Below are 12357 nucleotides of genomic sequence, written 5' to 3'. Positions count from 1 at the left end.
GGGGAAGATTGCGATGGGTGGAGTGGAAGTCGACCATTTTAAACTTTTGGTGGAAAAGGAGCACAGGCTTTCCAGCCTGTGTTACTAACAATATTGAATGTACAGTTGTGTAAATGGCGGTACAGCCAGGCATATTTACAGGGTGTTGCAGCTCATAAAATTCAGCCAAGGAAATGATCTTCAGTAGTAGCACAGGCTTTCCAGCCTGTGCAATTTTAATTGAGTGTCGGTGGCAGTGATCGAGAGAGGAGGAATGTGGAAAATTCAGCGGCAAGTGCATTATCTGTTGCAAGGATAAACGGGATTTTAAACAAAAAAAACCCCCGGTCGGCGTGAGCCGAACCGGGGGTTTTGGAAAAGCTAAGCTTAGAACCTTACGTCAAACTGCAGGTAAGCCCAGTTCGCGCTGTTGGAAGGGCCATTGCCTGCCGTTCCAAGTCCGTTTGCTGTTAAGGCTAACAAGGGATCTTTCATAAAGCGAGAATAACCAAAAGAGATGTTGGTGTTGGCATTGTACTTATGCACCAAGGTAAGGTCGATCTCGTGTCCTAAAGCCTTAGAGTCACTATATACGTTCGCGACTGCTCTTCCCGAAACTAGGATATTTGCATTCGCAGATTCGGCGGTGGTGAAATAATGCCAGTCGGATTTCAACGTCCAGTTTTTTGCCGGTGAAATCGATGTTTTGACCGCATAGTCGACCAAACCAAGGTGGTTGGTGTCGGATCCGTTAGATGCTAAGAAAAGATCCATCAACCCGTAGAACTTATGGCCGGTGTCGAACAGAGTGTTGAATGACTTGAAATCTCCGTTACGAGCGTCTTCATCCGACGTTCCGGATTTATAGTCATACCAGAGGGTGATGCCAGGCTTCCACATGACGTTGTTGAACTTCTTGCCAACGCGGACGCCTAACAAATAGGCACTACGGTCAACTCCAGAACCAGCGCCTGTGGTCGTATAACCGCCGGCTACACCGGCGGCATCTGCTTCCGCTCCACCAAACTGGTAGTAGTACTCAGCGCGGTAATCGAGGCCGAAAAGCTGACCCGCCTGCCGTGCGCCGATGGTGTGGATATTATTGTCCGAGGGACCGGCAGTACAAGCGCCACCACCACACTCGTCATCCGTGACGGAATAAATGAGTGACAACCCGCCGCCCAGGATTCCCTTAATATTAGCGTATGCAACGTAGACATCAATATCGTGCGGGTCTGCAGTAACGGCGTTACCGCCATCATTGCCACGGATATAAAGCGCGGAAAACGTCATGTTGTCGTGAGCATGATTCACCCGGACCGCATCGTGGCTCTGCTGTCCCTGCGTCCAGACGGTGTTACCGAAAAGCCGGTGTCCGTCCAGAATCACTTCCTGCCGTCCTAACTGTAAATCCACCGGCAGGGTGGCGAAATTCTTCAGGGTGAAATAGGCCTGATGCACACCCACGGAGGCATCGCGATCATCCGGCGTGCCGAAAGACGCGTTTCCGGAACCTGCGGGGTTAGTATTTGAGGAGGCAGCACCAGACTGATTACTACCCCAGGTGCGTACGCTCTGCAACTGAATGAACGCGCTGGTGTCGGGCAGGATTTCAGCCTTGGCATTCAGACGAACCTGGGTGCTGACAAAATAGTCAGCCGAGGTATCTGCGTTAAAATCATGCCGTTCGTTTACTTCAAAACGAGGTCGGAGCGATCCGCTCCATTCCACGCTTGCCGCTTGCGCAACAGTGGCGCCGACAAACAATGCCGTGGCCGCAGTTGCAACTACTTTCAAAAAATTCCTTTTCATACCTGTCTCCTCCAAAGAAGAATGGTTCCTAAAGAAAGTCAAAAAACGCTACTAAACTAAAAAACGTTTTATCCTGTCTCGTTGGGGGGGGGTACCCGATAACGGGCAAATAGCATTACATCGAAAGTGTAACATGTAAAACGAGAAAAATCAAAATTTTTTAAGGAAATCTATTAAAACCCATCACCTCCTGTTCTGATTCCTGACTTTTTAGCTGTTTATGATTTATGAATTATTTTTGCGACCACCCGGTCGCGTCTTTTTTATCTACCTAATAGAGCTTCAGGGTATCTCTGAAAATTGACTAAATGCTCCTAATCGTTAATTTAAGGAGATGGCTTTGTTTTAGTGGGACAGGCGACCTACCCTTAAATTTAAGGATAGGTCGCCCATGCCACCGATAATAAACTAATTTCCAGAGATGCCTTTTATTAATTATTCCAGTCGTAGGTGTAGATGGTGCTGGTTTCTTTGCCGATAAGCCCTTCTTTGCTGACGATTGCCACATGAACCTGTTGTTTTTTATCGTCGGGCAGGTTCATGACCTGGTAAGCGGCCAGATAGCCTCGCTGTTTCTTGGTTTCAAACACCTTTTCAAATCCCTCGCGAGTGACATTCAAAACCACGATATTACTGTTTGACACGACTGCGGTCTTGATAAACTCCCCGCCACCAAACATATGGTTTCTCGGCACAAGCAGGAATTTTTTATCGTTCGCTTGAACAAGCTGTAACCGGCCTCTGAAATTAACAGGTTTTCCCTGAATGACGACCCCGGAAGAGTCCTCCCGAACACCAACATCAATCATTCGCGGGTCATGACCATAGTAATCGTTTGATTTTACGATCAAACGACCGTCCGCAGAATATACGCGTAAATGGTAGTCCGTGTCAAGCAGAATTGTGTCCTGCAAACCGTTTGCATTCAAGTCTGTCTGGGTCATTCCGTAGATGATAAATTCCATTCCGTAGATGGACGGAAGTTTTAATTCAGCTCCCTCCTGATAACCGTTGCCCTTGAATTGCATGGTTTTTATGGGGCCGTTGAATGGGTCCTGAAATCCGGGGCTCTGAGTCAGCAGAGTTGGTTTGGAATCATAGGGATGGATGATTCTGAAATAGAGGTTGACGTCTTTCCAGATGGGTTGGGGGCCCTTGCTTCCCGGAGTGAACTCCAGAACGAAGGATTGAAGTTTACCGCTCCCCATATCATTGGTGATAAAAATTTCATCCCGGCCGTTGCCATTGATGTCTCCCACATCGACACCCAGAAAGTAGTTGATGCCTTTTTTGGTTTTTACCTGGGCGATGCGTTTGAATTTGTTATTTTCATATTTGTAAATCATCACCCGGTAACGGTCGATGATGATGAACTCCTTGTTGCCGTCGCCGTTGATGTCGCCGATATCGAAATCGACCACAGCAAAGGGGAACTCCTGTTTGTCAACAAACTGCAACAGGCTCTCCTTTTTTTGGGCAAAGCTGGACTGGATGTCTTGTTCCTGTTCCTGACGCAGAATTTTTCCGGAAACTTTGGGCGCGAGAGGCAACTGGTCCGATAATATTTTCGATTGTTTTTCAAGTTTTCCATCCAGCGCCGAGAACAACTGGTAATTCAGAACCATTTTATTTTGAATAGACTGTATTGTCGGAACGAGGATATAGTCGGCCCGAACTTTTGCCGCCAGCTTTTCCAGGTTTTCGGGTGTCATCATGGTTTTTTCGGTCAAACCATTTTCCAAAAGCCAGACTCCCAGCGCAAACGATGGCACCTGGAACCGGGGATGACGGTTCAAGCGGTCTTCCAGGTTCAACCGCAGTCGATCCACGTCCACTTTTTCTGTCGTTTCCAATTTTGGCGGGGCGATAAGAAAGGAAAGTTTTTGAAAGGGACTGCGCACACCATCGCCCACTTGAACAGTCACGGATGGGTCTGTTGATTTTGCCAGGGAAAAATCCTTACGCACGTCCAGAATCTCAATTCTTCCCAGGTCAGTTTCCGCACGACCCACTTTTTCCTTGGTGACAGGGTGGATGATTTCTTTACCGAAACGAATGAGATTGAGTTTGTCGCCTTTATTAATTGCCTGTCCCTGTTTCAGATCGAGAGTCAGAGTGTCTCCGTCCACCGATATCACAATTCCCTCCACGGGCGGGAACATGGAATCAATTTGACTCACGAGACGATCGAGACTGGCGATGGATTCTCCCTGCTGGGCGAAAACGGAACTGGATGGAAGTATAAAAAGTAAAAGCAGAATGAAGAAAATCGGTGATTTCTTTATTATCATTATAAAGTTGATGTGGATTTTTTCAATTCAAAGAGGTGTCTTTGTTGTAGTGGGACAGGCGACCTACCCTTAAATTTAAGGATAGGTCGCCCGTGCCACTGATTCAGGAAACTCTTTACAATGTCCAATTCTCTTTTAAAAGCTAATTTTTAGAGGTGCTCTTAAGCTAAAGTTACAATATTTTTATCGTGATGGCGAATTTATTCCAGCAATTGAACGGAGACCAGCTCCCCCTCCTTAATCTCGGTGGCTTCCAAAGGGAATATTAAAAGCCCATTGGCGGTGACGGTGGATTTCAGGATTCCCGACCCTTGTTCCTGAGCCGGGGTGACGGTGCATTCGCCATCGTTCCAGGAAACGACGGAGGTTAGGAAATGCAGGCGGCCCGGTTTCTTGTGAATGGTGCGGGTCAATTTTGCCTTGACGGTTCTGGCGGTCAACTGCGTACACCCTAATACCTTGCGGATGGCCGGGCGAGCGAACTGCTCGAACGAAACGAAGGACGAGACCGGGTTGCCTGGCAGTCCGAATATGGGAGTGTCGCCGATTTTTCCGAACGCCAGCGGTTTTCCCGGTTTCATGGCCACCTTCCAGAACAACATGTCCTGTCCCATTTTTTTGAGGCTGGCTTTGACCAGGTCGTAGTCTCCCACCGATACGCCGCCGGATGACACGACCAGGTCACACTCCAAAGCCCAGCGGAATTTTTCCTGCAGATCTTCTTCGGTATCGCGGGCGATGCCCAGATAAACGGGAATTCCTCCGGCGGAACGGATCTGCGCTGAGAGCATATAACCGTTGCTGTTATAAATGCAGGGTCCCGTTGGTTGCTCGTCGAGGTCGAGAATTTCATCTCCCGTGGAAAGAATCGCAACTCGCGGTTGTTGACTGACGTAAACCTGGGACCGGCCCACCACGGCCATCATGCCGATTTGCGCCGGAGTGATGGGAGCGCCCTTACGGATCACCGTTTCTCCGTTGCGGACATCCTCTCCGGCTTCACGAATGTTTTCACCGACCTCGGCTTTGTCCATCACTAGTAATGAATTGCCGTTGCGTTCGGTGTCTTCCTGCATGATCACCGCATCGGCCCCTTTGGGGATGGGAGCGCCGGTCATGATGCGAAACGCCTGCCCTGATTTTAAGGTGGAGCTGGACTGATAACCGGCGGCGATTTCTTCCGTCACTTCCAATGGCACCGGGTTTTCAGGACTGGCCGATTGAATATCTTCCGCGATGAGGGCGTACCCGTCCATGGCGGAATTATCGAGCGGCGGGTTGTTGCGGCGGGCGACGATATCTTCCGCCAGCACCCGGCCCAGGGAATCGCCGATGGCAATTTTTTCGATACCCTTGAATTTGATTTTAGCGAGAATGGTTTCCAGCGCTTGATCGACGGTGACTAGACTCATATTTCAGCAATCTCCTGTTCCCGTTTGACACGGGCGACTTCATACTCCTCGGGAGTATTGATGTTCATGAAATTATACCGGTCCGTATCCGGAATTTTGACCTGCTTGAAGGGCAGTTCACTGATGATACGTGATAATGAAAGCTCCCGCCTGGACATGGCCTCGTAGAGAGGGAGAATAAATTTCGGTTCGTAAATCGCGCACATCGGCTCAAACCCACGCCTCCCCTTTTGAATGAAACAGGTTCCGTAGCGCAAGGGGTCGCGTTCATTGATAATGAACTCAAAGTTTTTCTCGTCCAGAAACGGCATGTCGCAGGCGGTGATCATCCAGGCTTTGTCGGGGTGGGCCGCCATCAGGGTGGCCAGCCCGCCTACCGGACCCAGGCCGATGTGGTCGTCGTTGACGCGTTCCACTTCTCCCGCCATATTGGCAAGTGGTCCCATATCGAGATCGGAGCGGGACGAAAGGAAAATTTTTTCACAAAACTGATTGAGGACTTTTACCATGCGCTCGGTTTCCGACACCCCGTTGTAGGAAAGAGAGAACTTGGGTTTCCCCATACGCTTGCTTTGTCCGCCCACAAAGACAGCGCCGTTTAAGGCACTGGCGCAACTTATAAAATGGCCGCGCACAAATTCGTAAATGTTTTCCAGATCATCGCGGTGAAACAGGGGGATATTCAACGCTTCAAGTTTTTTGTCAGCGATCACTCCCTGATGCACCACGGCCTTGATACCCGGCGTATCCACGGGAATGGGAAGGCAACCGGCGGCGTCTAAAAAGACGACCTTATTAAAAGGGGACTGCTTGTAACCTTCGATGAGGATGCAGTCGCACTGCTCCAGGGCGTGGGTGATGGTCAATTTGCGGAAATTATTATCACCCACCATGGCAAAGTGTTTGGGATCGTTGATGGCGATGATGCCCGCTCCCGCTTCCCGTGTTCGGAAGGTATCCTTGCCTTCCTTATCGACGCTGAAGCGGTGGGCGTCGTGCTTGTAATAGCCGACGCTGAAGTTTTCGGCGCTGAACCGCCCAATCAGGTCTTCCAGAAGGGTGGTTTTCCCGACGCCGGAATAGCCGGCAAAACAAAGAAAAGGGGTTTTGAACTGTTCCCAGTAGACGTCCATTTATTTCGTTCGCTTTTTAGACATTTAAGTTGCGGAAGGAGCTTGAATTCCCCTCGGTAGCGGGCTTGTAAACGATTAAAAAATGGTGAATTAGCTTATTATTGATGATCGTCATACCGCTGTCAACAGTTTACTTGGTGGTTGCAACGGTCACTATTGCAATGGCGTATTGCAATAGCCAAAGAGCCTGTTTTTATTCGTTTCCCTTAGAGTAATAAATTGTAACTAGTTGAATTTAAATGAGTAACTTGTGTATTGTTTTTTTTGGCGCAAAACTTGTATATAGAGCTTTGTACTAGTGTGTGAAGTCTTGAAACTAATGGACCAATTTTAGGGGAAACTAATGGTATCAAAGAAAACAGGCAATCGGATGCGGTGGATGGGTTGTGTTATCGCTTTGGGTATTTTGAGTGCAGGGAATGTCCATGCCTCTGAGAAAGCTCAATTGGCAACGGCTCCCAACGTTCCTGCCCCCATCAAACGAACCGCTCCCGCGACTGTGGTGGTCAATTTTGAAGCGAAGGAATATGTAGGCGAGTTGGCCGATGGAAAACAATACAAATTCTGGAGTTTTAACGGGACCGTGCCGGGCCCGATGGTGCGGGTGCGTGAAGGCGATACCGTAGAAATTCATTTGTCCAACCATAAGGACAGCACATTTCCTCACAATATAGATATCCATGCCGTGAACGGTCCTGGCGGCGGAGCGGCGGTCACTCTGGTGGCGGCGGGAGATGAAAAAGTTTTTCAATTTAAAGCATTGAATCCGGGCTTGTATATTTATCATTGCGCCTCGCCCGTGCCCAACATCCCGGCGCATATTGCCAATGGCATGTACGGGCTGGTTCTGGTGGAACCCAAAGACGGATTATCGAAAGTGGACCACGAGTTTTATGTTTTTGAAAGCGAATTTTTCACCCAGCCTTCAGACAAAAAAGATGTTCTGGAGTTGTCCATGGAAAAGGGTTTGTCCGAGCATCCCGATCATGTGGTGTTTAACGGCAAAGCCGGCGCTCTGGTGGGAGACAATGCGCTCAAGGCCAAGGCGGGCGATACTGTGAGGGTCTTTTTTGGAAATATTGGCCCGAACGGAATATCTTCATTTCATATCATCGGGGAAATTTTTGACAAGGTTTATATGGAAGGTGCTCTGAACGGTGCGGTCAACAAAAACGTACAGACGACGCTGGTTCCTTCTGCTGGCGCGACCATCGTTGAGTTTAAAGTAGATGTTCCGGGGGATTATCTTCTGGTGGATCACAGTATTTTCCGTGTTGCCAAGGGTGCTGTGGGCATCCTGTCCGCGACCGGGAAAGAAAATCCTGCTATCTTTAAATCTATTAAGTAGTATTGGCCAAAACGGGCAGGGGAGTGGTTCGCCGCTCTCCCTGCCTTTTCGTTCAGATTCGGAAATGACTACACTTCAATATTGAAGGTCTGTATTTTTCGCCACAAGGTAATGCGGTGGATGCTGAGAAGCCGGGCCGCATGAGTTTGATTATTGCCCGTTTCGGCCAATGCTTCTAAAATCATTTCTTTCGTGGCATGGTTTCTTTTCCAACTCTTGCCTTGCTTTTGCGTCGGCGGGGTCATGGTAATCGGCAGGTCCGCAACCTCGATGGTTTTTCCCTTGCATTTGACGCAGGCGTGTTCGATGGCGTTTTCAAGCTCCCGGACATTTCCCGGCCAGTCATAATCCATGAGTTTCCCCAAGGCTTCGCCAGATATATTGTCGATGACTTTTCTCTGCACCCCTTTCCAGTTTTTGATGAAGTGCCGGGCCAGATGCGGGATATCCTCTTTTCTCATTCGGAGGGGCGGCAGGTGGACCGGGACCACATTGAGCCGGTAATAAAGATCTTCCCTGAACCGGCCTTCCTGGACTTCTTTTGCCAGATCCTTATGCGTGGCGGCCAGAATACGGATGTCCACCTTGCGAATGGTGTTCTCCCCGACCCGTTGAATTTCTTTTTCCTGAATAACGCGCAGAAGTTTGATCTGCACTTTGGCTGTCAGGTCCCCGACTTCATCGAGGAAAATGGTCCCGCCATTGGCCTCTTCGAAATGTCCGATCCGGTCTTTCACCGCTCCCGTGAAGGCACCTTTGACGTGGCCGAACAATTCACTTTCGAGCAGGTCGTCTGAAAAAGCCGAGCAGTTGACAGTGACCAGGTTTTTGCGGGCGCGGGGGCTTTCGAAGTGGATAGCTTTGGCCACCAGTTCCTTGCCCGTGCCACTTTCTCCCTGAATGAGAGCGGTGGTGTCGAACTCCGCGATATTGCGAATGGTGCTGAACAACTCCTGCATCAGGTGATTCCTGCCAACAATGTTTCTGAAGGAGCAACTGAGTTTTGCCTTTAAGGTGGTGATCTCCGTGATATCGGTCAAGGCGACCAGAACTTCTATTTCTCCATTGGGTCCGCGCTTCAAAAGACCCGCCTTGAAAGCTCCAGACCGTTTGGCCCCGTCTTTTCTAAAAAAAGCGGATTGAAACTGAACCAACTCCTGCGAGGGCTCGTTTTTGACCGTTTGACAGAGGGCGCAGTTGTTCAAACACAGGCTTTTATTGAACAGGGTGACACATTGTTTGCCGACCACATCCTCCTTGCAGAATCCGGTGATGCGTTCGGCGGCGGCATTGAAATATTTAATCTGCATATTTTCGTCGTACACGAAAACCGCTTCGTTCAATACATTGAGCGCTTTGTTGAGATATTTTGAAGAGTTCAGGTCCATTCCTGTTCCATAGTGTTAAAGAAAATTTATTTGTCACCAGTTATGAGAAAAACTGCCGCACTCTGTTGTAAATCAAAATTGCAATAGTTGCAATATTATTTTGCAACATCTGTGAGAGAGGCGGTTGTGACCGGCCATCAGAGCATCTCTAACAGGTTGCTGAAAAACTATTTTCGCTACCCACAACTGTCACACTGAGCTTGTGATATTCGACAATTGCCTTCATGCCCCGCAGGGGTATGTCGAAGTGTGAAAACAGCCCTTATTATCAAGGTCATACTTCGACAGGCTCAGCATGACAACAGTGGAAACCCTCTTGTTTTGGACTTTTTCAGCAACCTGCTAAATATTAGTTTTTACAGAAAATAGAATCGTGTGCAAAATTTACTTAAATCAGTGGCACGGGCTTTCCAGCCCGTGCGGACAGGCTGGAAAGCCTGTCCTACTAAAACAAAAGACGCTTCTTTGAATCAAAAGAATTCCTCGTAGCTCTGCTACGGGGTTTCCTTTCACATTCCCCTCCTTTGCAAGGAGGGGTTAGGGGAGGTTATAAAAAAACTACCTTTAAATACCCCGCCCCTTGGGGCGGGGATCATTTATTTTGCGATTCGGTGCCGTTGTCAATTTTTAGAAGTGCCCATCAGATTTTCCGCAGTTGATTCAGGAGTTCTTTTTTTTCTGGTGCCAGTAGAGGGATTTGACCGAATCGTGATTTCTCATAAGTGTCTGTTATTTTTTGAATGAGTTCCCTTTTGTCTGCGGGCAGAAGGGGAAGCCGTTTAAGGAATTCCCTGTGGGTCCAGTGCGGTTGTTTGTGGATTCCGAGGGCGGCCAATTTTCTCAGCATTTTCCGGTAAATCCAGGCCGGGAAGGGGGGGGGAATCAAAAAAATGCCAATGGGAGTGATTCCGCCAGACAAAAATCAATGCAACCCCGAATGCGATAAACAGGAGAAATCTCTTGAAGTTATCTGAAATAAATATTTTTACTTCCTCCCTGTCCATTGTGGCAAGTTCTTGAATAGATTCCAGAGTTTCTTCTCCGGTCGATTTGAGGCCGGTGAAAAACAGGATTTGGTCTTTCATGGAATAGCGAACGATGTAGCGTTGCCAGTTCAAGCGCATGAGATCAAGAGCGCGGCTCAACGGGTCATGCAATTCATTTTCGAAAAATGCAGGATCGGAGGGGGTGGGGTCGTAACGGACCCATCCCTTCTCTGGAAAATAGGCCTCGACCCAGGAATGGGCGTGTTGTTGGCGGATGACCATGTATTGTCCCCAATCATTCCATTCGACCCCTAAAAAACCATTCACAAGACGCGCCGGAATTCCCGCCAGGCGCAGGAGGACGACCATTGAAGATGCAAAATACTCGCAATGGCCTTTTTTTCGGGTGAACAGGAAATGGTCGAGAGTGGTGTGACCCGGCTCTTTTTCCAGCTCCAGTGTGTAATCAAAATTGGAGATCAGGTAGTTCAGAATGTTGCTGGCCGTGGTTTCTTCTGTGCTTTGAGTCAGTCGTTCCGCCAGCCGGGTGATCTCGGAGCTCATTGCGGGGAGTTGCAGAAATTTTTTTCGCCGCTTTTCGGACTTCATATCGAGTTTGTCCTGGGTGCGGTATTGGGGGGGAGCGATTGGGTCCGAGATCAGTGTCACCGTATTGAGACGGGCATTCCGGTCCAGGGTTTTCAGAGCAAAATCCGTGTTTACTTGCAGATGGCGAAAATCTCCGTCTATAAATCGGGGGATGGCCGGGGTAAAAATCACGTTGGAATCGAACCCGTCCATATAGATGTCCTGCCGGATGGGGCTTGATTCAGGCTCCTGTGTAAAAAGCTGGACCCCGGTTCCCGGATGGTTGACAAATTTCCTTTTTTGCCGATCGGTGGAAAACCAGGAGCTGCCATTGAAATGATCGAGGACCACCCCGCGCCAGTAGACAGGGGTCTCGGGGCGGTAGGGTTCTCCTTTTTGGGAAAATTCAACGCGCATGACCACCGCAGTATTCTCTTTGATCGTTCCAATATCGCCCAGTCGCACGGCTTCCGAGAACCCGGTGACTGGCGATTTTGACTCCGATGGAAAAATTCCCATGCCCAGACGCGGAAATCCGGCGAAGATCAGTGTCGTCACTGCCAGTGTCAACAACATCAACACGACAGAAAAGCCGAACAGGCGGCCCCGCAGGTATTCCTTGCCCTCATATTGTTTAAACACCTCTGGAGGGCTGTGATTGCCCGTTTGTTCCGCCATCAGGTGGTAATGGATCAGTCCTCCGCATAGAACCAGGTAAAACGAAAGGAAAAGCAGCGCAAATATTAAATCATGTGCAACCATGGCTCCGAGAAGCAGACAAATGAGGTTCAGCACGTAGCCAAACAGGTAGTCGTTGAGTTCTGTTTTAAAGATCAGCCGTGAAAAAAGCAGAAAAATCAAAACCCATACCAGTAAATCCAGAAGCGGAAGATCGAAACCGAAATAAAGCAGTGGCAGGGCAAGAAGGCTTCCGCTGGAAGTCAAAACTTTCAGGTGCGGCTTGAGGGGCAGGACGTTTTTGATCTCCAGTACCAGGCAGGTAAGCAGGGCGGACCCAAGCAAGACCCCAAGCCAGGGGGAGAATACATGGCTGAACGACAGACAGAGGAGCCCCATCGCCGTCAGGCAATAATTAAAAAATAAAAAACCCGTCTTCAGTTGCATTTTTTGATCCCACCGGTTTGACTTTCACTGAGCGATTTTCTAGAATCATTCAATTCTGTAATTATCAAAAGATTTCCTTGCCCGGTCCACTGGGATTGGATTAGTCTTAATATGTGCAAAGTCTTGCGGGTTGTTTGATATAAGGAGTCTATCACTTTTTTGAGGACTTCTTAAGGGCCCCTTGAAAAAGGTTGATTGCCTGATTGACTGTCCAAATATCCTGGGGAAGATCTTACCACCGCTATACATATTCGTAGAGCTGGTTCCAGCTTTGCCTTAAACCTTAGAATTATAT

7 protein-coding genes are annotated in these 12357 nt (G+C 48.8%); 1 reads left to right on the top strand and 6 read right to left on the bottom strand.

Annotation, left to right across the window (positions count from 1 at the left end):
* Positions 1-366: 366 nt before the first annotated feature.
* The 4 genes from O3C58_12210 to mobB form a co-directional block, all read right to left on the bottom strand.
* On the bottom strand, positions 367-1791 hold the full coding sequence (locus tag O3C58_12210; GenBank protein MDA0692615.1) for an alginate export family protein: 1425 nt from the start codon (positions 1789-1791) through the stop codon (positions 367-369).
* 431 nt (positions 1792-2222) lie between these two features.
* Positions 2223-4082: a VCBS repeat-containing protein gene (locus O3C58_12205; protein ID MDA0692614.1), complete on the bottom strand. Its 1860-nt coding sequence runs from the start codon at positions 4080-4082 to the stop codon at positions 2223-2225.
* Positions 4083-4282: 200 nt separating this feature from the next.
* The gene (locus O3C58_12200; protein MDA0692613.1) at positions 4283-5494 is read right to left on the bottom strand and encodes a molybdopterin molybdotransferase MoeA; all 1212 of its coding nucleotides are present in this window, start codon (positions 5492-5494) and stop codon (positions 4283-4285) included.
* Positions 5491-6627: a molybdopterin-guanine dinucleotide biosynthesis protein B gene (gene mobB / locus O3C58_12195; protein MDA0692612.1), complete on the bottom strand. Its 1137-nt coding sequence runs from the start codon at positions 6625-6627 to the stop codon at positions 5491-5493. Before mobB ends, O3C58_12200 begins: the two co-directional genes overlap by 4 nt.
* 343 nt (positions 6628-6970) lie before the next feature.
* On the opposite strand from mobB, the gene nirK reads away from it, so the two are divergent.
* Positions 6971-7975: a copper-containing nitrite reductase gene (nirK, locus tag O3C58_12190; GenBank protein ID MDA0692611.1), complete on the top strand. Its 1005-nt coding sequence runs from the start codon at positions 6971-6973 to the stop codon at positions 7973-7975.
* Between the two features lie 68 nt (positions 7976-8043).
* Here the strand turns inward: nirK and O3C58_12185 are convergent, their stop codons facing one another.
* Together O3C58_12185 and O3C58_12180 are read right to left on the bottom strand one after the other, a co-directional pair.
* Positions 8044-9363, bottom strand: a complete 1320-nt coding sequence (locus O3C58_12185) for a sigma 54-interacting transcriptional regulator (protein MDA0692610.1) — start codon at positions 9361-9363, stop codon at positions 8044-8046.
* Positions 9364-10142: 779 nt separating this feature from the next.
* Positions 10143-12062, bottom strand: coding sequence for a DUF3488 and transglutaminase-like domain-containing protein (locus O3C58_12180; GenBank protein ID MDA0692609.1), 1920 nt, complete (start codon positions 12060-12062; stop codon positions 10143-10145).
* Positions 12063-12357: the final 295 nt, after the last annotated feature.

It is taken from the genome of Nitrospinota bacterium (genome assembly GCA_027619975.1).
Taxonomy (GTDB): domain Bacteria; phylum Nitrospinota; class Nitrospinia; order Nitrospinales; family VA-1; genus JADFGI01.
The sequence above is the reverse complement of the archived record's forward strand: the minus strand, read 5'-3'. Positions and strand labels throughout refer to the sequence as shown.